19 protein-coding genes are annotated in these 23,862 nt (G+C 63.5%); 6 read left to right on the plus strand and 13 right to left on the minus strand.

Annotated features, from left to right (window positions below):
* Positions 1–50: 50 nt before the first annotated feature.
* From AC0GUR_RS01545 to AC0GUR_RS01565, 5 genes are all read right to left on the minus strand, one after another.
* The gene (locus AC0GUR_RS01545) at positions 51–2,048 is read right to left on the minus strand and encodes an acetyl/propionyl/methylcrotonyl-CoA carboxylase subunit alpha (protein WP_472875700.1); all 1,998 of its coding nucleotides are present in this window, start codon (positions 2,046–2,048) and stop codon (positions 51–53) included.
* 95 nt (positions 2,049–2,143) lie between these two features.
* Positions 2,144–2,662, minus strand: a complete 519-nt coding sequence (locus AC0GUR_RS01550) for a cupin domain-containing protein (RefSeq protein ID WP_472875701.1) — start codon at positions 2,660–2,662, stop codon at positions 2,144–2,146.
* Positions 2,663–2,753: 91 nt separating this feature from the next.
* A complete protein-coding gene (locus AC0GUR_RS01555; protein ID WP_472875702.1) occupies positions 2,754–3,146 on the minus strand; it encodes a VOC family protein in 393 nt (130 codons plus the stop codon).
* A 52-nt stretch (positions 3,147–3,198) separates the two neighbouring features.
* Entirely contained in the window at positions 3,199–3,993 is a 795-nt protein-coding gene (locus tag AC0GUR_RS01560; protein ID WP_472875703.1) for an enoyl-CoA hydratase-related protein, read from the minus strand.
* 42 nt (positions 3,994–4,035) lie between these two features.
* On the minus strand, positions 4,036–5,127 hold the full coding sequence (locus AC0GUR_RS01565) for an MBL fold metallo-hydrolase (protein ID WP_472875704.1): 1,092 nt from the start codon (positions 5,125–5,127) through the stop codon (positions 4,036–4,038).
* 275 nt (positions 5,128–5,402) lie between these two features.
* Between AC0GUR_RS01565 and AC0GUR_RS01570 the strand changes: the two genes are divergently transcribed.
* Genes AC0GUR_RS01570 through AC0GUR_RS01580 form a run of 3 tightly spaced genes read left to right on the plus strand, consistent with a single transcriptional unit; the run spans position 5,403 to position 7,785 of the window.
* Positions 5,403–5,648, plus strand: a complete 246-nt coding sequence (locus AC0GUR_RS01570; RefSeq protein ID WP_472875705.1) for a FeoA family protein — start codon at positions 5,403–5,405, stop codon at positions 5,646–5,648.
* A complete protein-coding gene (gene feoB / locus AC0GUR_RS01575; protein WP_472875706.1) occupies positions 5,645–7,489 on the plus strand; it encodes a ferrous iron transporter B in 1,845 nt (614 codons plus the stop codon). The genes AC0GUR_RS01570 and feoB overlap by 4 nt, the downstream gene beginning before the upstream one ends.
* Positions 7,486–7,785, plus strand: coding sequence for a DUF6587 family protein (locus AC0GUR_RS01580; RefSeq protein ID WP_472875707.1), 300 nt, complete (start codon positions 7,486–7,488; stop codon positions 7,783–7,785). The genes feoB and AC0GUR_RS01580 overlap by 4 nt, the downstream gene beginning before the upstream one ends.
* A gap of 13 nt (positions 7,786–7,798) precedes the next feature.
* Here AC0GUR_RS01580 and AC0GUR_RS01585 read toward each other — a convergent pair whose 3' ends face one another.
* Positions 7,799–8,710, minus strand: a complete 912-nt coding sequence (locus tag AC0GUR_RS01585; protein ID WP_472875708.1) for a tetratricopeptide repeat protein — start codon at positions 8,708–8,710, stop codon at positions 7,799–7,801.
* 215 nt (positions 8,711–8,925) lie between these two features.
* On the opposite strand from AC0GUR_RS01585, the gene AC0GUR_RS01590 reads away from it, so the two are divergent.
* Positions 8,926–9,111 (plus strand): hypothetical protein, encoded by a 186-nt coding sequence (locus AC0GUR_RS01590; RefSeq protein ID WP_472875709.1) that lies wholly within the window; start codon positions 8,926–8,928, stop codon positions 9,109–9,111.
* Positions 9,112–9,161: 50 nt separating this feature from the next.
* Here the strand turns inward: AC0GUR_RS01590 and AC0GUR_RS01595 are convergent, their stop codons facing one another.
* The 3 genes from AC0GUR_RS01595 to AC0GUR_RS01605 form a co-directional block, all read right to left on the minus strand.
* Positions 9,162–10,769 carry a carboxyl transferase domain-containing protein gene (locus AC0GUR_RS01595; protein WP_472875710.1) on the minus strand — a complete coding sequence of 536 codons (1,608 nt, stop codon included), beginning with the start codon at positions 10,767–10,769 and terminating at the stop codon, positions 9,162–9,164.
* A gap of 141 nt (positions 10,770–10,910) precedes the next feature.
* Complete coding sequence (locus AC0GUR_RS01600) at positions 10,911–11,192, minus strand: hypothetical protein (RefSeq protein WP_472875711.1); 282 nt, start codon at positions 11,190–11,192, stop codon at positions 10,911–10,913.
* A gap of 151 nt (positions 11,193–11,343) precedes the next feature.
* A complete protein-coding gene (locus AC0GUR_RS01605; RefSeq protein WP_472875712.1) occupies positions 11,344–12,525 on the minus strand; it encodes a thiolase family protein in 1,182 nt (393 codons plus the stop codon).
* 230 nt (positions 12,526–12,755) lie between these two features.
* Here AC0GUR_RS01605 and AC0GUR_RS01610 point away from each other — a divergent pair, with 230 nt between their 5' ends.
* Both AC0GUR_RS01610 and AC0GUR_RS01615 read left to right on the plus strand, forming a co-directional pair.
* Positions 12,756–15,587 (plus strand): S8 family serine peptidase, encoded by a 2,832-nt coding sequence (locus AC0GUR_RS01610; RefSeq protein WP_472875713.1) that lies wholly within the window; start codon positions 12,756–12,758, stop codon positions 15,585–15,587.
* A 195-nt stretch (positions 15,588–15,782) separates the two neighbouring features.
* On the plus strand, positions 15,783–18,731 hold the full coding sequence (locus AC0GUR_RS01615; protein WP_472875714.1) for a S8 family serine peptidase: 2,949 nt from the start codon (positions 15,783–15,785) through the stop codon (positions 18,729–18,731).
* 329 nt (positions 18,732–19,060) lie between these two features.
* Here AC0GUR_RS01615 and AC0GUR_RS01620 read toward each other — a convergent pair whose 3' ends face one another.
* From AC0GUR_RS01620 to fabG, 4 genes are all read right to left on the minus strand, one after another.
* Positions 19,061–20,218, minus strand: a complete 1,158-nt coding sequence (locus AC0GUR_RS01620; protein ID WP_472875715.1) for an isovaleryl-CoA dehydrogenase — start codon at positions 20,216–20,218, stop codon at positions 19,061–19,063.
* A 112-nt stretch (positions 20,219–20,330) separates the two neighbouring features.
* Positions 20,331–22,487 (minus strand): YccS family putative transporter, encoded by a 2,157-nt coding sequence (gene yccS / locus AC0GUR_RS01625; protein ID WP_472875716.1) that lies wholly within the window; start codon positions 22,485–22,487, stop codon positions 20,331–20,333.
* Between the two features lie 119 nt (positions 22,488–22,606).
* Positions 22,607–23,050, minus strand: coding sequence for an excinuclease (locus tag AC0GUR_RS01630; RefSeq protein WP_472875717.1), 444 nt, complete (start codon positions 23,048–23,050; stop codon positions 22,607–22,609).
* A gap of 71 nt (positions 23,051–23,121) precedes the next feature.
* Positions 23,122–23,850: a 3-oxoacyl-ACP reductase FabG gene (fabG, locus tag AC0GUR_RS01635; RefSeq protein WP_472875718.1), complete on the minus strand. Its 729-nt coding sequence runs from the start codon at positions 23,848–23,850 to the stop codon at positions 23,122–23,124.
* Positions 23,851–23,862: the final 12 nt, after the last annotated feature.

The following is a 23,862-nucleotide window of genomic DNA, read 5'->3' on the forward strand; positions in this document are numbered from 1 at the left end:
GTGCCGGAATGATGGTGCGGGAGAGGCTCCTTCAGCCCGCACCAACAGGCTTAATCGGCAAAACGCACCAGTACCGCATCCGCTTCGACGAAATCGCCTTGCACGGCGCTGATACTTGCGATGGTGCCGGCGCGCGGCGCCTTCAAGGCGAGCTCCATCTTCATGGCTTCCATCACCAGCAGTTCCTGACCTTCTTCCACTGCATCACCGGCGTTCGCCTTCACCAGCACGATGCGGCCAGGCATGGGGGCCACGATCTGGTTGCCACCGCCGCCTTCCTTTGATTGCCAGGCAAACGCGGCCGCTCGTTCGAACGCATGTCGATGGCCGGCGGCATCGTGCACCGTGATGCGAGCGCCATCGGCACGCACGGGCAGTCGCAATGCTTCGCCGTTGAAACGTGCGCTCAGTGCTTCACCGTCATGGCGCGCACCGTGTACATCAGCCGCTGCCTCGCCATGTTGCAGACGGTAATCGCCGTCGTGGCCGTAGGCCTCAATTTCGTAGCGCTGCCCGTGCAGTGACAGGGCGACAATGCGTTTGCCGGCATGGCCTATGCGCCACGCGTCGGCGCGCGACCAGGGCGAGAACGGATCAACACCGTTCTGCGTCTTCTTCACCACGGCAGCTTCATCGTGTAGCAGTGCAGCCACGGTGGCAGCAAACAGCACGCGGTCGCTCGGCGGTGCGTCGCCTGCAAGGAATTCGTCGAGATGCCGATCAAGATAACCGGTGTCGATGCGACCCTCGACCACCACGGGATGCCGTGCCAGTCGCTCAAGGAAGGCGATATTGGATTTGGGGCCGACGATCTCGCTGGCCATCAGCGCATCGCGCAAACGTTGCAGGGCTTGAGGGCGATCCTGATCCCATACGATCAACTTGGCGATCATCGGGTCGTAGAAGATGGTTACCGTGTCGCCTTCGATGACGCCACCGTCGATACGCACATGGCGCGACGATGCCGGCAGGCGCAGCGTGAGCAGCTTGCCGGAACCGGGCAGGAAGTTCTGATCCGGATCTTCGGCATACAGGCGCACTTCGATGGCATGGCCGCGTGCCTTGATCTGATCCTGCGTCAGCGGCAACGGCTCACCCGCCGCGATGCGCAACTGCCACTCGACCAGGTCGAGCCCCAGCGTTTCCTCGGTAACGGGGTGTTCGACCTGCAGGCGCGTGTTCATCTCCATGAAAAAGAACTCGCCGCTCTGGCCCACGATGAATTCCACCGTGCCCGCGCCCACGTAGTTCACCGCCTTCGCTGCCGCCACCGCCGCCGCACCCATCGCAGCGCGGCGTGCATCATCGAGAAACGGTGAAGGCGTTTCTTCCAGCACCTTCTGGTAGCGGCGCTGTGCTGAGCATTCGCGCTCGTTAAGATGGATGACATGACCGTGCGTGTCGCCAAACACCTGGAACTCGATGTGGCGCGGATGGTCCACATAGCGCTCGAGGATGACGCGCGTGTCACCGAACGCACTGGCGGCTTCGCGCTGCGCCGAGGCTAGCGCATCGGCAAATTCACTCTCGTTGCGCACAATGCGCATACCCTTGCCGCCACCGCCCGCTGCCGCCTTGATCATCAGCGGGAAGCCGGTGCGACGCGCCTGGTCGGCCAGCACGTCGGGCGACTGGTCCGCGCCGTGGTAGCCGGGCACCAACGGCACCTCGTGCTGCTCCATCAGCGCCTTGGCGGCGGCTTTGGAACCCATGGCGTCGATGCCTTCCGGGCGCGGGCCGATGAAGGCGATGCCGGCATCGGTGCAGGCGCGTGCAAACGCGGTGTTTTCGGAAAGAAAACCGTAGCCGGGATGAATCGCCTGCGCACCACTCTTGCGTGCCACTTCCAGAATGGCGTCGCCGCGCAGGTACGACTCGGTGGGGCGGGGGCCGCCGATCGGCCATGCCTCATCCGCCAGCCGCACGTGCTGGGCATTGGCGTCGGCCTCCGAGTACACGGCGATGGTGTGGATGCCAAGCCGGCGGCAGGTGCGAATGACGCGGCAGGCGATCTCGCCACGGTTGGCAATGAGTACGCGCTCGAACATGCGGCTTCCGGGGATGAGGCGAAGCTGCCAAACGTAGCAGATTGCAGCGCCGCAGCCGATGCGCGGCGCAGCATTCCGCCGTCAGAAGGCCCTGGTCATTCCTCGTCCCAGTAATCCACACGCAGCTCGGTGCGGGTGACCAGGCGGAAGCCTTGCGGGGAGCCATCGGCGGCGGGCGGATATTCGGCCATGATGCCGATCTTGCCGCTGTCCGGGTATTCGCAGACTTCGGGAGACTCCTTGGTGCTCACGGCGAGATAACGCATTTCGGTGGTGCCGGTGTTGATGATCTGATGCGCCTTCTCCGGGCCGCCAGGAGGACAGGCGATGACGTCACCCGAACGTATCGGATAACGCTCCTCACCGATGCGAACCTCGCCGTGGCCTTCCAGCACGAAGAACATTTCTTCGTTGATGCGATGGTTGTGGAAGGGAAATGCGCGCTTGCCCGGCGGCACGGTGGTGATGTTGTAGCCCAGTTTTTTTGCGCCGATCTGCGTTGAAAATCGCCCGATGCGTGCCTCGAAGCGTTCGGCCGTTTCACCGGTGGGACCCATGCCGGGCGGAAACGGCTGCACCTCGACGTCGGCGATGTTCATGATGGGGTGTGTCATGGTGTGGCTTCCCTTGAAGTGGCCTGCAGCATCCCTTGTCGGCATGACGCTTTGCAGGTGCTGGATGGCCTAAGAACCTGTCACTTCGCTGTCATTCCGGCTGGTGACAAACCGCTTCGATATTGTGCCCATCGGGGTCGAGCACGAAGGCACCGTAGTAGTGCTCGTGGTAATGCGGGCGAAGCCCCGGTGCGCCGTTGTCCTTGGCGCCCGCTTCGAGCGCAGCGTGATGGAACGCATCCACGGCGGCGCGGTTGCCGGCTGTGAACGCCACATGCACGGCGCCGTTGCCTTGACCGTTATGCGAGGTGCCGATCCAGAACGTGGGTACACCGTTGGTGCCAAACCCGGCGTGTGCGCCGTCGCCGGTCTGCTCGGCGGTGACTTCCATCACCAACGTGCCGTCGAGCGGCGCCAGTACCTTGCGATAGAACTCTCGGCTGCGTTCGTAGCCGGAGACTTGCAATCCAACGTGGTCGAGCATGGCGTCATTCCTTGTGATGGCCAGAACCACGCCGAGTATGCGACGACGAAGGTCAGCCCGTCGTGCACCACGTTGCGGCGCGTTTGCCCAGGAACGCGCCAAGGCCTTCCTGGCCCTCCTCGGACACGCGAAGGCGTGCGATCAGCGCGGCATTCTCGCGATCGATGTGCTCCGCCTGTGCTTCGTCCGCACCCGCCATGCGCAGGGCCAGCTGCTTGGCTTCGGCCTGCGCGATGGGGGCGGCTTTTGCTAGCAGGTTCAGTGCGGTTTGTACGGCTTCATCCAGCTGTTCAGCGGGCACGCATTGGTGCAGCAGGCCGATCTGGAGCGCGGTGGGTGCGTCGAACAGCTCGCCGGTGACGAACAGCCGACGTGCGTGGCGCAGCCCAATGGCGTGGATGACGTAGGGCGAGATCACCGCCGGAACGAGGCCGAGCTTCACTTCGGTAAGCCCAAAGCGTGCGCTGTCCACGCCAATGGCGATGTCGCAACACGCCACCAGACCGACGCCGCCGCCATAAGCCGCACCGTTGACGCGGGCAATGGTGGGCTTAGGCAGGTATTGCAGCGTGCGCATCAGCTTGGCGAGGCGCAGCGAGTCTTCGCGGTTCTCCGCTTCGCTGGCGCTGGTCATGCCGCGCATCCAGTTGAGGTCGGCGCCGGCGGAGAAGCTGGCGCCTTCGCCGGTGAGCACCACGGCGCGCACGCTGACATCGGTGCCGGCCAGTTCCAATGCGCGAGTCAGCTCCGCGATCAATCCGTCATCGAAGGCGTTGTGCACCTGCGGACGATTCAATGCGATGCGACGGACGCCTGCGTGATCAGTAATCTGGATGCTGCTGGACATGGCGTGCTCCTTTCGAGGGCCGTCATCTTAAGGCGGAACGCGCTAATCCTTTACGGGTAACGCCAGAAATTCCGCCGCATCGATGGCCGCGCTCTGCCAATGGCCTGGTGCCACCTCGCGCCACCATGGCTGCACCAATTCAACCCGCGCCGGTTCCACGGGCTCGCCCAGGCGAGGCATCACGAGTCCTTCCTGTGCTTTTGCCAGCAATACCTCTGCAGGTTCTGCCCATGGGTGCATGGCAAGGTTGAAGGTGCCCCAATGCACTGGCAGCAGCCGTCCGCTGCCCAATTGGCGCCATGCCGTGAGCGCGTTGTCTGGCCCCAGATGCACGCTGCCCCATGAAGGATGGAACGCCCCAACTTCGATCATCACCAGATCGAACGGCCCCAGGCGTTGGCCAATCTCCGCGAAATGCGGCGAGAGGCCGGTGTCACCACTGAAGAACACCGAACTTTTCTCGCCGCGCAGCGCGAAGGATGACCAGAGTGTCGCGTTGCGATCCTTCAGGTTGCGCCCGGAGAAATGATGCGAGGGCGCGGCCGTCATGGTCAGCCCGCGCGGCAGCGTCACGCTTTCCCACCAGTCCAGCTCGGTGATGCGCTCGGGTGGTACGCCCCACGCTTCCAGATGCATGCCCACCCCCAGCGAGGTGATGAACGGCACGCGCAGCTTCGCCAGCGCGCGAATGCTTGGGTAGTCGAGGTGGTCATAGTGATCGTGCGAAATCAGTACGGCATCGAGCGGCGGCAGGGCGCTGATATCCACCGGCACTGGCTGAAAGCGCTTGGGCCCGAAGAACGAAAACGGCGAGGCGCGGGGACCCCATACCGGGTCGGTGAGCACGCGTACGCCATCGATCTCCAGCAGCACGGTCGAATGACCAAGCCAGGTCGCGCGAAGGCCGCTTTCGACCGGGCCGGTCCACGCAGCGCGTGGGTCGAGCGAGGGCAACGGGCGTAATGGCGTGCGCCCCTCGCCGCCGAAAAGGAGATCGGACATGGCAGGGCGAGCACTTTCGATGCGTGGGGCGCTGGAAGGGTAGGTGTTCACGAAACCGTCGCCACGGTACTGCGCGGACGCTTGCATGCGTTCGAGGCGCAGCCCTGAGGCATGTCGGGCAAACAAAGCCATATCGACCTCACGAAAAGTGGGCGCGGCCGGCGCTGTGCTTGAGGAGCGCCGTGCCGCTTCAGGTCGGACGTGCTGCGGCCAGATGCCGCAACCCCATCCACGAGTTCTGCTATCGGGGCGTGCTGCGTCAGTTCCAAGCCGAGCGGGCGCGGAACGGTTCAGGTTGCACGTTCTTGCGCTGCACCAAGGCCAACGCCAAGCGGCATTGCGTCGCGCTGCAGTTCAGGGGCAACTCATATACAATGCGAACCATTCTTATTTGGTTTTGGTGACCAGTGCGCCTGTCCGACCTGCCGAAAGGGGCTACTGCCGTGGTGGACCGAGTGGACGATGCTCACGTTTCCGACCCCATCGCGCAGCGGCTGCGTGACCTGGGGTTCGTGGCGGGTGAGCCGGTCCGCGTGGTGGCGCTGGGCCCCATGGGCGCTGATCCCTTGCTGATCCAGATCGGTTCAACCCGCTTCGCGCTTCGGCGCAACGAAGCGGCGCGGGTGATGGTGCACCCGGGGGCGAGGGCATGAGCGCCAGTACGCTGCGCATTGCCCTGGTCGGCAACCCCAATTGCGGCAAGACGGCGCTGTTCAACCAGCTCACCGGCGGTCGCCAGAAGGTAGCCAACTACGCCGGCGTCACTGTCGAGCGCAAGGAGGGCCGCTTCAGTGCGCCATCCGGGCGTGTGCTCCAAGTGCTGGATCTGCCGGGCACTTACAGCTTCGACGCCACCAGCCCGGACGAGCAGATCACCCGCGACGTGCTGGAGGGCAACTACCCGGGCGAAGCGGCACCGGATCTGGTGGTGTGCGTGGCCGATGCCACCAATCTGCGCCTGCATCTGCGCTTTGTGCTCGAAGTGAAGCGCCTGGGTCGCCCGGTGGTGCTGGCGTTGAACATGATGGATGCCGCCCGTCGTCGTGGCATCGCCATCGACGTGCCCGAACTCTCGCGCCGCCTTGGCATGCCGGTGGTGGAAACCGTGGCGGTGAAGCGCGACGGCGTGAAGATGCTGATCGCACAGGTGGATGGCGAAATTCCGGAAGCACCGCCGGCGCTGGCGGACGACCCAGCAAGCCGCGCCGATCTGCACGCGCAAGTGCGCGAACTGCTGGCGGCCACCGTCACGATGCCGCGTGCGACCGCCGAACTCGACGACACGCTGGATCGCTGGGCGCTGCATCCGGTGTTCGGGCTGGCGATCCTGGCCGTGGTGATGTTTCTGATCTTCCAGGCCGTATATGCCGCCGGCAAGCCGATGAGCGACCTGATCGGCGGAGGCTTCGGCTGGCTCGGTGCCCATGTAACGGCGTGGATGCCCGTCGGGCCACTGCAGAGCCTGGTGGTCGATGGCGTGTTCGGTGGCCTGGGCACGGTGATCGGCTTTCTGCCGGTGATCCTGGTGCTGTTCTTCTTGATCCTGGTACTGGAGGAATCCGGCTACCTGCCGCGCGCGGCCTTCCTGCTGGATCGCCTGATGGTGTCGGTGGGCCTCACCGGGCGCTCGTTCATTCCGCTGCTCTCAAGTTTCGCTTGTGCGATTCCCGGCATCATGGGTACGCGCAGCATCACCGATCCGCGCGATCGTCTGGCGACCATCCTGGTGGCGCCGCTGATGACGTGTTCCGCGCGCCTGCCGGTCTATGCGTTGCTGATTGGTGCGTTCATCCCCACCCGCAAAGTGTTCGGCATCTTCAACATGCAGGGGCTGGTGCTGTTTGCGCTATACGCACTCGGCATCGTTGGCGCGATGGCGGTGGGCTGGGTCATCAAGAAGGTACGTCGTGACCGCAGCGAGCACGCGTTGCTGATGGAGCTGCCGTCCTACCGCCTGCCCAAGGTGCGCGACCTGTCGATTGGCTTGTGGGAACGCGGCATGATCTTCCTCAAGCGTCTCACCGGCGTGATTCTCGGGCTGACCGTGCTGATGTGGTTCCTCTCCAGCTTCCCGGCGCCGCCGGCAGGGGCTACCGGGCCGGCCATTGATTACAGCTTTGCCGGCTACATCGGCCGTGGCCTTCAGGTGATCTTTGCGCCGCTGGGTTTCAACTGGCAGATGAGCGTGTCGTTGATTCCCGCCTTCGCCGCTCGTGAAACTGCCGTGGCAGCTCTGGCGACGGTCTATGCCGTGGGCGGGGATGGTGCGGACGGCGCAGGCCTGGCGCAGGCGCTGGCGGCCAATTTCTCGCTGGCGAGTGCGTTGTCGTTGCTGGTGTGGTTTGCCTTTGCGCCGCAGTGCATGTCGACCCTGGCGGTGATTCGCCGCGAAACCAACTCCTGGCGCAACGTCGGTATCTCGTTCGGCTACATGTTCGTGGTGGCCTATGTGGCCTCGTTCCTCACCTATCAGATCACGAGCTGGCTGACATGAGCGACGGCTTGCTGCTGCAGTACGTGATCATCGGTGTGATCGTGCTGATCAGCGCGCTGATCACCTTGCGCAAGCTGGCGCCGCAACTCACCAACCGCTGGCTTGCCGCCGCTGCGTTGCATTTCGATCGGCCCGGAAGGGTGGCGTGGCAACGGGCGCTGGGTCGTCACCTGCAACCGAAGCAGGCCACCGGCAACTGCAGCGATGGCTGCAGCACTTGCGGTGCCTGCGGCCCCAAGCCGCCCGCCGCGGCGCACGATGTGCAGCCGCTGGCATTCCGTCCCCGAGCAAAGTGACTCGCGCGCAGGGTTACGGGTGATCCGGCGGTTTGCTATCCATCGGTGGATTGATCTTGCGTATGGCCGGATCATCCGGCTTGACCGGCGTGAGGATGCCGACCGTCACTGTGCCCGATAGCAGATACGTCTCGAACTTCGGATCGTAGGGGTTGTTGCTCGCGCGCAACTGTTGGTAGGCCGTGACGCCGTCGGTGATATGTACGCCGGTCACCTCGCCGGGTGTATTGGCGAACATGCCACCCGCGCCCACGTCGTAGCTCGGGGGCGCCTGATGATTGTTCAGGCCCGACATGCCGCCAATCCACAAATGCGGTGCCGCTGAGCCGACGCGTGATCCCGTGGCGGAACTCAGCACTTCGCGCCAGCGCGCCTTGGCACGGCGCAAGGCCACCTCATCGCTATAGGTAGGCAGTAGTTCGCGCCAGATGGCGTTGGCTTCTTCGAACTGATCCTTCGTCATGTGCGCATAGAGCAGTTGTTTGGCATACACGTATTGCGTTTCGCCGCGCTCGGCAGCGAGCGCAAACCACGCCATGGCTCGCGGCATATCCACCGGCGAACCGTGGCCGTTGAGATAGAGCACGCCCAGGTTGTACTGCGCCGGCTTGAACGCCCACGACGCCGATACCTTGAACATGGCAATGGCGTGCGCGTAGTCCTGTCTCTGGTTGGCCAGCGCACCGAGATAGAAGAAATACTCCCCGGGGCGTCCGTCGTCGTTGGGCGTGTTGAATGGATCAGTGCGGCTAGTGGGGACATCAGGCGAGGCGTGAAAGCTCACCACCTGCGGTCGTTCCCAATGCGGGTCGATGGGGATGGTGGGCAGTGAGGTATCGCTGCCTGCATGGGCCGAGGTAACAACGAGCGCCAGCGACGCTACGAAGCAGCGCCAATGCCCTGTCGAGAGAATTCGCGTACTCATGCCGACACCCCGAGCGGTTCGCGTGGACATGCAGCAGGATCAAGCTACTCCCAACATGGGGCAGGGGCAATGGTGACCGTCTGGGCTTGCTTCCAGCGCTGATACCGCCCGCAACGCGCCGCCTGCTGCACGTATCTGCGACGCCCCTTTGTGGTTGATTTCCCGTGGGAGGGGCCGCAGATGGCTACAATCGCTGGACCTACCAGGAGTCCCTCATGCAGCAGACGTCTTCCACGGACAACATCGTGCCTGATGGCGACACAACGGAGATCACTGTGCCACCGACGGCGATGCGCCACCCGGCCAGTCACGGCCTGGCAGACAACGTCGATATTGCCGGTCATGACGAAGTGGATCATGAGGCGGCATTGCGCGATTCCGCGTTGCGCGCACCGCGCTGAGTCGTTGATGGAAGGCCGCCCGCCCACCCATGGGCAGGCGGCACAGCGGATCACATGCGAAACACGCCGTAACGCTGCGGCTCGATCGGCGCGTTGAGCGAAGCGGAAATCGCCAGGCCGAGTACGCGGCGCGTATCCGCCGGGTCGATGATGCCGTCGTCCCACAAGCGAGCGCTGGCAAAGTACGGATGCCCCTGGCGCTCATACTGTTCGCGAATGGGGGCCTTAAAGGCTTCCTCGTCTTCCGCGCTCCAGCTTTTGCCGCTGGCTTCAATGCCATCGCGACGCACGGTGGCGAGCACCGAGGCGGCCTGTTCGCCACCCATGACGCTGATACGCGCGTTCGGCCACATCCACAGGAAGCGGGCGCCATAGGCGCGCCCGCACATGGCGTAGTTGCCCGCACCAAAGCTGCCGCCGATCACCACGGTGAACTTCGGCACATGCGAACAGGCCACGGCGGTCACCATTTTGGCGCCGTCCTTCGCAATGCCCGCGTTCTCGTACTTCTTGCCGACCATGAAACCGGTGATGTTCTGCAGGAACACCAGCGGCACATTGCGCTGGTTGCACAGCTCGATGAAGTGCGCACCCTTGAGCGCCGACTCGGAGAACAGAATGCCGTTGTTGGCGATGATGCCCACGGGATAGCCGTGAATATGCGCGAACCCGCATACCAGGGTCTTGCCATAGCGCGCTTTGAACTCGTGGAACTCGGAGCCGTCGACGATGCGTGCGATGACCTCGCGGATGTCGAACGGGCGGCGCGTGTCCTGGGGAATCACGCCATACAGTTCTTCCGCCGGGTAGAGCGGCTCAGTCGGTGCGCGCAGCGCCAGCGGCATCGACTTCTTGCGGTTGAGGCTGGCGACGATATCGCGGGCGATCGAAAGCGCGTGCGCGTCGTTCTCCGCGAAATGATCGGCCACGCCGGATACGGACGTATGGACGTCTGCGCCGCCGAGTGCCTCGGCATCGACCACCTCACCCGTAGCCGCCTTCACCAGCGGCGGGCCGCCGAGAAAGATGGTGCCCTGTTCGCGCACGATGATGGTTTCGTCGCTCATGGCTGGCACGTAGGCGCCGCCGGCGGTGCATGAACCCATCACCACGGCAATCTGCGGGATGCCCAGGCCAGACATGCGGGCCTGGTTGTAGAAGATCCGGCCGAAATGCTCCTTGTCTGGAAACACCTCATCCTGCAGCGGCAGGAAGGCGCCGCCGGAGTCGACCAGGTAGATACAGGGCAAACGGTTCTCCAGCGCCACTTCCTGCGCACGGAGATGCTTCTTCACCGTCATCGGGAAGTAGGTGCCGCCCTTGACGGTGGCGTCGTTGGCGACCACCACCACTTCGATGCCGTTGACGCGGCCGATGCCGGTGATGAGGCCAGCAGCAGGCGCAGCGTCGTCATACATGCCGTGTGCGGCGAGCGGGGAGAGCTCCAGGAACGGCGAGCCGGGATCGAGCAGGGCGCGGATGCGCTCACGCGGCAGCAGCTTGCCGCGAGCGGTGTGCTTCTCGCGAGCCTTGTCGCCGCCACCTTCGGCGCTGCGCGCCAGCTCGCGGTGCAGGTCGTCCACCAGCCCCTTCAGCTGCGCGCTGCTGGCCTGGAATTCCGGAGAGCGGAGATCGATCTGCGAGGCGATGACACTCATGAGCTAACACTGCCGTTCGAAGGAAGTCACCGATGATACCGGTGCCGGCTCAGCGGCTAAATCGGCAACGCAGCATCTTGATAGGGCATAAAAAAAACCGGCCGCGCGAGGCGGCCGGTTTTCCGAAGTACACGAATGTACTTAGTGACCAGCAGCGGTCGAAGCAGCAGCCGGAGCCGCAGCGGTCGAAGCCGGGGTCGGAGCCGGCTGTTCGGCCGGGGCAGCAGCCGGAGCCTGCTCAGTCGGAGCAGCGGCCGGGGCCTGCTCAGCCGGAGCAGCAGCAGCCTTCTGTGCCTGATCAGCAGCCTGCTGCTGCTGGTCAGCCGACTTCTGGGCGTCCTGCGCGGAATCCTGCGCGCCGTTGCTGCAAGCCGCCAGCAGCGCGACGAGCGCAGAGGCGAGAAGGGTACGCGTGAACTTCATGGTGAATCTCCTTTGCCGTGGAATGCCGTTTGGCGGGCGTATTAATAGCGCTTTCGTGGAAATTGCGCCACATCTTTATGTAAGGCAGTGAAAATGGTTAACCCCGCTTTCATCGGCACCGGGGTGTCCAGATGCCGTGAAAAGCGCTGAATCAGGTCAATTCCACTGCAATAGCGGTGGCTTCGCCACCACCGATGCAGAGCGACGCCACACCACGCTTAACGCCGCGGGTCTTCAGGGCGTTGACCAGGGTAACCACCAGGCGGGCACCGCTGGCGCCGATGGGATGACCCAACGCGCAGGCGCCGCCGTTGACGTTGATCTTGTCATGCGGGATGGCCAGTTCGCGCATGGCGGCCATGGCGACCACGGCAAAGGCCTCGTTGACCTCGAACAGGTCGACGTCGCTGACCTTCCAGCCAGCCTTCTCCAGCACCTTGTGCAGCGCACCCACTGGTGCGGTGGTGAACCACTCCGGCTCCTGCGAATGCGTGGCGTGAGCGACGATACGGGCCAGCGGCTTAAGACCACGAGCCTTGGCGTCGTCGGACGACATCAGCACGACCGCCGCTGCGCCGTCAGAGATGCTGGACGAGCTGGCTGCGGTGATGGTGCCGTTCTCCTTGCGGAACGCCGGCTTGAGGGTGGCGATCTTGCTCAGGTCCGAGCGGCCCGGCTGCTCATCGGTGTCGACCTTCACCTCGCCCTTGCGGCTAGCCACGGTCACCGGAACGATTTCACCGGCAAAAGCACCCGATGCCTGCGCGGCCTTGGCGCGTTCGACCGACGCGGTGGAGAAGGCGTCCTGTTCTTCGCGGGTGAAGTGGTACTTGTCGGCGCACAGTTCGCCGAACACGCCCATGGCCTTGCCGTCGTACGGGTTGGTCAGGCCGTCCCACGCCATGTGGTCGACCAGGGTGCCGTCGCCATAGCGGATGCCGCTGCGCGCATTGACCATGTGCGGCGCGTTGGTCATCGACTCCATGCCGCCGGCCACCACGATGGAGGCCGAGCCGGCCTTGATCAGGTCATGGCCCAGCATGATGGCCTTCATGCCCGAACCGCACACCTTGTTGATGGTGGTGCAGCCGGTGCCGGCCGGCAAACCTGCGCCCAGCGAGGCCTGGCGCGCAGGCGCCTGGCCGAGGTTGGCCGGCAGCACGCAGCCCATGATGACTTCGCTGACGTCCGGGGCACCAACGCCCGACTGCTCCAGCGCGGCACGAATGGCGGTGGCGCCCAGCGTGGGCGTGGGTACGCCGGTGAACTGGCCGAGGAAGGAGCCAATGGCAGTGCGCTTGGCACCGACGATGACAACGCTGACGTCCGACATGGAGATCTCCGCAAATACTTGATGGGGCAAGGATGCCCGGTAGATAACCGGTGGATTATCGCAGTCTGTCCCAGATGGGGGCAAACCAGCCGCGTTTGCAGTGGCATGGCGATATTGGCGGCATTTAGTTGCGTTTTCGTTGTGCCACTATGGTGCTTGTCGCGCGTTATCGAGGCCAGGGGCTGGCGTCGGACGACCATCAAGAGTCACGTGGTAACGGGGTGGGTGCCATGAAGACAGGTATGCAGGGTTTGCGCTACCGCCAGGCGGCGGTGCTGGTGTGGATGGCCTTGGGCCTGGCAGCGTGTGGAGGGGGAGGCGGCAACAGCAACACCCGACCTAACCCACCCACCCCCACACCCCCGACGACACCGCCCTCAACGCCACCGCCCACGTCCAACCTTCCACAGCCACCGGTCGATGCACAGCTCAGCATCACCAATACCTATGCTGCGCATTCGGCGGGTTTCAACGGTGCCGGCGTCACCATCGGTGTGGTAGATACGGGTGTGATGCCCTCGCATCCCGCGCTGGTCGGGCGTGTCGTCAGCGAGCTCGTCTACGTCAATCCGAGTACCAACAACCTCAGTGTCGGCGATGCCAATGGTCATGGCACGTATGTGGCCGAGATCGCCGCGGGCACGCCGTTCGGTCAGTTCGCCGGTGGCATCGCATCGGGATCCAGTATCGTCTCGGCACGCATCATCGACGACAACGCGCCTGACGATAACGGTTCCACCCCGGCGACGCCGGTATCTTCCTCGGACGCCATTCCGCTGGGGCAGGTCAGCGCCGACCTGATCAACCATGGCGTGAAGGTCATGAACAACTCATGGGGCGGGGTCAGCTGGAGCTCCACCGACACAACGACTACCAAGGGTTTCCACGACGCGTACAACACCTTCATCAATTCGTGGGGTGGCCTGGTGGTGTTCGCAGCCGGCAACGATTCGCAGGCCAACCCCAGCACCATCGCCTCGCTACCTAGCCTGGCGCCTGACCTGGAGAAGGGCTGGCTCACCGTGGTGGCCGTCAACAGCAACCAGCCGACCCAGCTGGAGAGTTACTCCAACAAGTGCGGCATCGCGATGAACTACTGCCTGGCGGCGCCGGGCGACGTGATCGTGAGTGGCAAGGACGACACCAGCACCACCAAAGAGACGTACTGGATCGTTGAAGGCACGTCGCTCGCTGCTCCCCAGGTGTCAGGCGCGGCAGCACTGGTGTGGCAGGCCTATCCGTACTTCAGCAATGACCTGATACGACAGACGCTGCTGGGTACTGCCGATCCGCTGGGGGGCTCACAACCCAATGTCACCTTCGGTTACGGCGAGCTGGATGTGGGCAAAGCGGTGAATGGTCCGGAGCAGTTCAACTGGGGCGATGTCACGGTCAGCTTCAGCGGCGCTTCCCGCTGGAACAATCCCATCTCCGGTGCGGGTGGCCTGATCAAGCAGGGGTCGGGCACGCTCAGCCTCACCCAGCCTTCGAGCTATACCGGACTAACCCAGGTGCAGGGTGGCATGTTGGTGGCGAAGTCACTCGCGTCCAGCGTCACCATCGGCGCACAAGGTGTGCTCAGCGGTACGCCGTCCGTTGGAGGCTCGGTGATCAACGCCGGCGTAATCGCCGTGAGCGGTGCCGACACTACCGTTGGCGGCAATTACAACCAGACGGGGGCTGGTCGCCTTGCCGTGTCGCTGGGCTCGGCATTGCGCGTGACAGGTACGGCGAGCATCACGGGTGGCGATCTCTACGTCACGGGCATCAACAGCGGCTATGTGGCGAACTCGCATACCGATGTGCTTACCGCCAACGCCGGCCTTAGCGGTACGTTTTCGGCGGTCAACCAGGCCACTGGCGTGATGCTTGTCGCCTCAATCAATTACAGCGCTATCGATGCCTGGTTGAACGTGAGTCAGGTGCAGGCCACCAGCGTGACTGGCGTGACCTATACGCCGGCTTCGTTTGGTGCAGCTCAGCGCGTCGATGCCGCTTTCGGGCAGATCAATTCACAGGTCGGTCAGGGCGGGACGACCGCTGGTCCCACACCCACATCGTTTGTCAGTGGTGCAGCCCATTTGCAGCAGACCGCCACGGCCGCTGCCTTGCAGCAGTCACTGACCAGCCTGTCCGGCCAGTTGCATGCGGCCAGCGCGGCCATGACGTTCGATGCCATGGACGCAGGTACGCGGGCGCTTTCCCATCGTTTCGATCAGCTCACCGACGTCGGTGGCGTCGGTGGCTGGACACAGACGCTGGGTGATTACGGCAGCATGAGCCGCAGCGGCTATGACAGCGTGGGTTATGACCTCAACGGCTGGATGGTGGGCCAGGATCGGCGCCTGGGCAGCAATGGCGTGCTCGGTTTTGCGGTGAGCCAGAGCCAGGATCTTGGACGTCTGGATGAGTTCGCCGATCAAGGCAGAAGCCGTGCCGTGGAGGGCATGCTCTACGGCGGCCTGGTGCAGAACCGTTGGTATCTGATGGGACGCCTGGGTGTCGGCACCTATCGCGAAGACATGCACCGCCACATTGAGCTGGGCAGCGACATCGAAGCGGTAGCCAGCGACAGTAGCGGTCGTTACGACGTGGCATATGGCGAAAGCGGCTATCGCATGTCGCTGGGCGGCGTGCAGATCACGCCTTACGTCAATCTGCAGTACGCCAACATCCGTACCGATGGCTTCAATGAGTTCGGAGGCGATGGTTTTGGCCTCAAGGCTGGCGCGCAGACCATCGAGCGTTGGCAGGGCGGTGCGGGGTTGCGTGCAGGGCGGGACTGGTCGCTCGCAGGCGGCGGCCGCCTGAGTTTGCAAGGCCATCTGTTGTGGCAGCGTGCCTTCAGCATGCATGGCGATATCGTCGACGCCAGCTTCGCCGTGCTCAATCAATGGGCGCCGGTAGGTGGCATTGGCCTGTCACGCTACGGTGGCGATGCTGGCCTGAGCCTCGACTGGGCCATCAGCACACGCTCCAGCCTGTCCTTCGGGATGGATCAGTACGTCGCCCAACATGATCACGGCAAGATGGACACGCTCAGCTATCGCCTGTCGTTCTGATAGCCAACGGCCTCACCCGTACCCCTTGCGACGGCGCCGTGCCAGTCCCGCAACCGGTCGCCAGCTTTGTGACATAACGTAAGAACTTTTGGCGCAAGCTTGTGCGAATATGCCCCGAGGAGGTGCTGGCGGAGTCCAGTAAGGGACCGCTGCGCCGGGATGGCACAGGTTGCTCAGAAGAGCACAGGGGAAGCTATGGATAGTGGTGCGCGCGGACTGCGGTTCCGCCAGTTGTCGGTCGTTGTTTGGATGGCGCTGGGTGTGAGCGCCTGCGGAGGCGGTGGCAACGGCAACGTCAAGCCAGCCTCCCCCTATACGCCACCCAGTCCCGGTTACATACCACCCGGCCCCGGCTATCAGCCGCCCGGCCCTGGCTATCAGCCTCCGACCGGCCCAGGCACGCCTGGTACCACGCCCGGTACGACGCCCCCCACCACGCCTCCGGTGGCGACGAATCCGCCGCCGCTGGACGCGCAACTCTCGCTGACCCATGCCGACGATGCGCAGAAGGCTGGCTTTAGCGGCACTGGCGTCACCATCGGCGTGGTCGATAGCGGCGTCATTCGCAGTCATCCCGCGCTCGCCGGCCGCGTGATTCAGAATCTGGTCTATATCAATCCCAGCACCAACAATCTGAAGGTCGATGATGTGATCGGCCACGGCACCTGGGTATCGGAAATCGCCGCTGGCCGACCGTACGGCGGCTTCGCCGGTGGTCTCGCCCCGGGCGCAAACATCGTGTCAGCGCGCATCCTTTCCGACGCGGCGCCCAGCGACAACGGAAGCCGGCCGCCATCGCCGGTCACGGCGGCAGATGCCGCGCCGCTCCAGTACATCAACGCCGACCTGATCACTGCCGGCGTCAAGGTGATGAACAACTCCTGGGGTGGCATCACCTGGGCCAGCAACGACACGGCCACCACCAAGGGTTTCCACGACGCCTACAGCCCCTTCATCAATACGCAGGGTGGGCTAGTGGTGTTTGCGGCGGGCAATGCATCGCAACCCAACCCCAGCACGATTGCCAGCCTGCCGAGCCAGCAAGGCGCTGCCGACCTGGAGAAGGGCTGGCTCACCGTGGTGGCGGTGGACAGCAACAACCCCACGAAGCTGTCCAGCTATTCCAATCAGTGCGGCGTGGCCATGCATTACTGCCTTGCAGCGCCCGGTGAAGTGGTAGTGAGCGACAAGGGCGACACCGGCAGCAAGGCCACACTTTGGGTGGTTGGCGGTACGTCGTTTGCGGCGCCGGCTGTATCCGGCGCGGCGGCACTGGTGTGGCAGGCGTTCCCGTATTTCACCAATGACCAGGTGCGCCAGACGTTGCTGGGTACGGCAGACGATCTGGGTGCGCCGGGCGTGGATCCGGTGTTCGGTTACGGCATGCTCAATGCGGCCAAGGCGGTGAAGGGGCCGGGTCGTTTCGACTGGGGCGATTTCGATGTCACCCTCAACACCAATTCCACCTGGAGCAACCCAATAACCGGCCAGGGTGGGCTTATCAAGCGCGGCACGGGCACGCTGGTGCTTACCAACACGCTTACCTATCAGGGCGCCACTCAGATCATCGACGGCACCCTTTCCTCGGCGACCATTCCCGGCAACCTGTTCATCAACAACGTCACCTCGACGATGCGCGATGTGCACACCATCAAGGGGAATGTGAACAACTGGGGCACGCTCATGGTGGCGGGTGGTGACGTCGCGGTGAGCGGTAACTACTACCAGGGAACGCCCGCCGATTCGAACAATCCGAACGTGGGACGCCTGGCGCTGGAGCTCGGTTCGGCGTTGCGCGTCAACGGCACGGCCACACTGAGCGGCGGCGAGCTCTATGTCATCGGAGCAGGGCAGGGTTACGTCGTCAATGCACATACCGATGTACTGACGGCTGCAGGCGGTCTTACCGGCAAGTTCTACCGGCTCAACACCGCGCAGGGTGTATTGCTTCAGGCCAACCTCAATTACGACAGCAACAGTGCGTGGCTCAATGTCAGTCAGGTACAGGCTTCCGCTGTCACCGGCATGAACTACACCGCCACCTCATACGGCGCGGCGCAACGTGTGGACAACGCCTTCAGTCAGATCAACACACAGGTCGGCTCGGGTAGCACAGTCAACAGTGGCGTCATTACCACGGACTTCATCAACGGCGCCGCCAACCTGCAGCAAACAGCGACCAATGAAGCTTTGCAGCGCTCGCTGGAAAGCCTCTCCGGCCAGTTGCATGCCGCGAGCGCAGCGATGACGTTCGAGGCGATCGACGCCGGCACGCGTGCCTTGTCCGATCACTTTGACACGCTGGTGGACACGCACGGCGCCGGCGGTTGGGCGCAAACGCTGGGCTACCACGGCAGCATGAGTCGCGCTGGCTACGGCAACGTTGGCTACGACCTCAGTGGCTGGATGATCGGCCAGGATCGCCGCTTCGGCAGCAATGGCGTGTTCGGTTTCGCGGTCAGCCAGAGTCAGGGCTTGGGGCGTCTTGCCGAGTATGCCGATCAGGGGCAGAGCCGTGCCGTCGAAGGCATGCTCTACGGTGGCGTGACGCAGGGCTCGTGGTATGGCATGGGCCGGCTGGGCTTCGGCACCTATCGTGAAACCATGCGTCGGCATCTTGAGCTGGGCAGCGAAATGGCTGCCGTGGCAAGCGACAGCAATGGTCGTTATGGCGTGGCCTACGGTGAAACCGGTTATCGCGCCTCATGGGGCGAGGTGCAGTTCACGCCGTACGCGAATCTGCAGTACTCGCGTATCCAGCGTGATGGTTTCAATGAGCTTGGTGGCGATGGCTTCGGGCTGAAGTCGGCTTCGCAGACGGTGGATCGTTGGCAGGCTGGCGTAGGTTTGCGTGCCGGGCACAGCTGGTCGCTGGCGGGCGGAGGTAGCCTGAGTCTGCAGGGGCGCCTGCAGTGGCAGCAGGCGTTCGCCACGCATGGCGATGCATTTGATGCCAGCTTTACCGGTGTGGATCAGTGGGCGCCGGTGAGTGGTGTTGGCTTGTCGCGTTACCAGAGCCAGGCGGGGCTCACCCTGGATTGGACGATGTCGGCGCGGTCCAATTTGCAGTTTGGGATGGATCAGTATTTTGGGCAGCGGGGGCAGGGAATGATGGGGATGCTTAATTACAGTCTGCGTTTCTGAGTTACTGCTCTCTCCCTCTCCCCTCCGGGGAGAGGGTTGGGGTGAGGGGTCACTCTTGCCTCACTGCTTCATCTTTGCCGTCATCCCGGCGCAGGCCGGGATCCAGAGCCTCGGTCTTTGGTTTTGGCGATTCCGCCAGCGTGCCGCCTACGACGCGAAGCTAAACCCCGTGGGACTTTGGGCAAGCAAAGAAAAGTGACCCGGCCTCCGGCAGGAGGTCGGAAGCCCGCCGTCCCACGGGGACTAGCTTTGCGTCGCAGGCGAGCCAGATCGCGGCAGCGTCTGGTCATCGCAAATAAAGTGACCGAGGCAAGGAGATGCCACCAATATCACGCCTTCCCGTGAAACAACTCACGCCCGATCAGCATGCGGCGAATTTCATTCGTGCCCGCACCAATCTCGTAAAGCTTCGCATCACGCAACAAGCGGCCAGCCGGGAATTCGTTGATATACCCATTGCCACCCAGCGCCTGAATCGCCTCCAGCGTCACCTTCACGGCATTCTGCGATGCATTGAGCAAGCACGCCGCGGGGTCGATGCGGGACTTCACGTTGCTGTCGAACTGCTGTGCCACCATGTAGGCAAAGCCACGCGATGACTGCAGTGCGGTGTACATGTCGGCCACCTTGCCCTGCATCAGGCCGAAGGTGCCGATCGGTGCGTTGAACTGCTTGCGTTCGCGCACGTAGGGCAGGGTGATATCCATCGCTGCCTGCATCAGACCGATGGGGCCACCCGACAGCACGAGACGTTCGGTATCCAGGCCGCTCATCAGCACGCGCACGCCTTCGTTGACTTCACCGACGATGTTCTCGGCGGGAATCTCGCAGTCTTCGAACACCAGTTCGCAGGTGTTGGAACCGCGCATGCCCAACTTGTCGAGCTTTTGTGCCGTGCTGAAACCCTTCATGCCCTTTTCGATGATGAAGGCGGTCATGCAACGGCTGCCGGCGGCGCGCGGTGCGGTGCGCATGTAGACCAACAGCACGTCGGCGTCGGGGCCGTTGGTGATCCACATCTTGGAGCCGTTGGCGACCCACACGTCGCCTTTCTTTTCCGCCTTGCAGCTCATTGAGCCGACCACGTCGGAGCCTGCGCCAGGTTCGCTCATCGCCAGTGCGCCGACGTACTCGCCGGAGCAGAGCTTGGGAATGTACTTGCGGCGTTGTGCTTCGTTGCCGTTGTGGAAAATATTCTGCACGCACAGGTTGGAGTGTGCGCCGTAGGAAAGGCCTACCGAGCCGGAAGCGCGGGAGATTTCCTCCATCGCCACCAGGTGCGCGAGGAAGCCCATGCTGCTGCCGCCGTACTCTTCGGGGATGGTGATGCCAAGCAGGCCCATGTCGCCAAACTTGCGCCAGAGGTCGGCCGGGAAAAGGTTCTCGCGGTCAATGTGATCGGCACGCGGGGCGATCTCCTTCTCGGCAAACGCATGCACGCTCTCGCGCAGCAGATCGATATCTTCACCCAGCGGAAACGGACGCATGCCTTCAAACTCCGGAGAAACGTGAGATGGATATGGTAGCGCGCGCTCCATGACAACCCGTTGCGCGTCGCACAACGCGAGCTGCGCACAAACCGTTAACACGCCCTTGGATTCAGCGTTCGTGTAGCGCGTTGGCCAGTGTTGCCAAGCGGTCTCGTTGAGTCAGTACCTGAACCAGCTGGCCGAGCACCAATCGAGCCGTGTCGTCACGTTCCTGCACGGCAAGCGCGGCGCCAAGGGTCTCGTCATTGGCTGCAGGAATCGCGTTGAGACCGCCAGCCAGGGCGTCGGCCAACTGATCGAGCGCGTTGACCGTCAACGCGCCGGCTTGCGTGACGGCATCACGGGCCGGTGTCGATACGATGGCCTGCCGGTGCACACCGAGGGCGGAGAGCTGGCCCAACAAGGTATGGGCTGCCGCCAGAAAGTGCAGGAGCATCTCGGTGCCACGTCGATGCTGCCCCGGCTCGCGCAGCATGTTGGCTAGCACGGTGCTCAGCGTGGCATTCGCGTTGTGGGCGTCGCGGCGCGCAATGCGGTATTCGAGATCATCGCGGCGACCGCTGGCGTACTGCGCGATGATGCGTGCCAGGTAACGCGCGTCGCTGCGTACCATGTCGGCCAGCACATCGTCGAAGCGTCGGCCTTGCCAGTCCGGCAAAATCAGATGCATCGCCAGTGCGGCAATGACGGTGCCGATCAACGTATCCAACAGACGCGGCAGCATCACGTCGTATCCGCTGCCGACCTGGTTGAAACACAGCACCACAAACAACGTGATTGAGGCCGTAGCCGTGGGGTAGCGGCGCAGTCGTGTAGCAAAAAACGCAACGCCGGAGGCGACGATCAGCGGCACTTGCCATGGCCCGAACGGCACCAGCCGCAGCGTCACCCAGCCAAGTATCAGGCCGATCACCGTGCCGACAACGCGTTGCACCAGCCGCAGTCGCGTTGCGCCATAGCTCGGCTGACAGACCAGCAGCGTGGTGAGCAGAATCCAATAACCATTGCGCGGATGCACCAGATGCAGCACGCCGTAGCCCGCCAGCAGCGCTATCGCCAGACGCACGGCGTGTCGAAAGCGAAAAGAACGCGGCGTGAGCTGCATGCGTATGCGCTCCCAGGCCTCGCCCAGCGATTGTGGCGCGGGGTTCTGTAAGGCGCTTTCTTCGCCTTCCAACGGCAGGGCTACCGGCGATTCGCCCAGCAACTGCCGATGGATATCGGACAGGTTGCGTATCAACGCTTCCAGCGTGCGCAGCAGATGGGCCGCCGGCGGATGTGTCTGCTCGCGAAGGGCATCGAGGGCGCCGTGCAGGTCAGCTACGGAAGCGCTGTTGTCCTGGAGGGTGGCGCGCGTACGCAAGCGCAGCGCATCGGCCCGCTTGCGGCAAGCGCGCGCTTCGAGGCGAAGCAGATGTTCGCAGCGGAACAGCACGTCGCTGTGAAACAACGCTTCGGCGAGTGCATCGTAAGGGTAGTGCGCGGAGCTGATCCGCTCATGGATATCCTGCGCAGCGAAATACAGGCGTAGTCGCGCCGCCGTGGCGCCACGTGGGCGGCGCGAACCGATGCGGTCGAGCAGCACCAGCCGCGTATCGTTGAGCGCCTCCACCACGCGCTCATTTTGCATGGCCAGCGACAGCTGCATGGCTTCGCGATCCACGCCGTGCACAGGCGTAAACAGCGCAGCTTTGCCGTCGAGTACGTCGGCGAGTGCATCGAACAGTCTTGCCAGTGAAAGGCGCAGCGCCTGTTGCGGCGCCAGCACGCTCCATAGCAGGGACAGCACGCCGTACCATGCGGCGCCAGCCAGCAGCAGCAAGGGTTGGCGCCACGGTTCGCCCGATATGCCGGCCTGGTCGGCACCGATCATGGTGTAAACCGCCAGCAGCAATGTTGCCCCCGCGACGGTGGCGTAGCGCTCACTGGCGGCGCCGAGCATCACCAGTACGAAGGTGGATAGTGGTAGACCGATGGCAAACAGCAGCGGGTACGGGAACAACCACTGCACCGCGAACGACGACACGGCGAAGCACGCCAGTGTCAACAATAGCGTCGAGAGCCGATTGCGCCAGTAGTCCTCGGTTTCCGCGAGGGCGCTGGCGATCACGCCGAGCAGGATGGAGACAAGGTCGTCGCTGTGCCCGGTACCGAAACACCAGGCGACGGCGCCGCCCAGCGCAAGCAGCACGCGCAGGCATTCGCCGTAGCGATCGGAGCCGCGCAGACGGCGCCAGCGGTAAGCCAGGGCGGCAGATGGAATCACGTGTCTAGCCCGTGGTGGGGTAATGCATCATATCCCCCACCGGCCGGGTGACTGCACTTTAGAGTGAAGGCGTCGCCGGTACGGGCGACGCCTTCGTGGCTTGCAGTGACAAAGCGAGATCAGGGCATCTTGGCCAGCTTGGCCTTCAGTTCTACGCCGGACATCAGGAATCCGACGTGACACTCATAGTTCTTCGGGTCGCTGTACTGCGTGCCGTTGTAGTTGCTGACAATATCGACCACGGCGTTGGCGCCGGCGGATTTGGCGCTGTCCTGCAGGGCGATAAGGGCGGACTGCAGCACCCATGCGCAAGTCACCTCATCCTTCTTGCCGAAGACGTTGGTTTTGCGATTGGTTGTCACGTTGTCGTTGACGACGGTGAACTGGCCCGAGGGTGTGTTGCCGGCGAGATAGAACTTGATGTTCGGATCCAGGCGACCGTCTTTCTGTGCTTCGGCCACGACTTGATCGAATGGCAGGTGCACGACTTTGTCCGTGGCCATGCCAAGGGCCGGAGCGGCCAGCAGGGCAAGCGCGATCAGATAATGCGATGTCTTTTTCATGCGTCGATCTCTCCTTAGAAAAACGGGCTCAAACATGGCCGCCAAATAACCTGGCGAGCCTCAAAGTGGATTCAGCACAGCCCGCCATTCACTGCCAACACCTGGCGCGTGACATAGCCAGCTTCCGAGCTCATCAAGTATTGGACGGCCGCGGCCACTTCGTCAGGCGTGCCCATGCGCTGCATGGGAATCATGGCGAGAATCTCGTCCAACGGGAGTTCGTCGCCGAGCATGTCGGTGTCGATCAGTCCGGGCGCCACGCAGTTGACCGTAATCTTGCGCTTGGCTAGCTCGACCGCCAGCGCTTTCGCTGCGCCGATGACGCCCGCCTTTGATGCGCTGTAGTTGACCTGACCACGGTTGCCGATGAGGCCAGACACCGAGGTGATGCACACAATGCGCCCCGGTGCGCGACGACGGATCATCGGCATGATCAGTGGATGCAGGACGTTGTAGAAACCGTCGAGGTTCGTGCGCAGCACCTGATCCCAGTCCTCATCGGTGAGCGCAGGGAAGGCGCCGTCGCGGGTAAGGCCGGCATTGCATACGACGCCATAGTAAGCGCCATGTGCAGCGACGTCGGCCTCCAGAATGGCAGCACTCGCCGCGCGATCGGCAATGTCGAACTGAAGAATGCGAGCCTGGCGACTTAGCGCCTGTATAGCACTCTGCACCGCCTCGGCCTCGTCGCGGCGAGAGCGGCAATGCAGCACGAGGTCGTAACCGGCGGCGGCCAGCCGCATGGCGATGGCGCGCCCGATGCCGCGGCTGGAACCGGTAACCAGAATGGTCTCGGACATGAGACTGTTTTC

Source organism: Dyella sp. PARNA 12/25 (assembly GCF_055702865.1).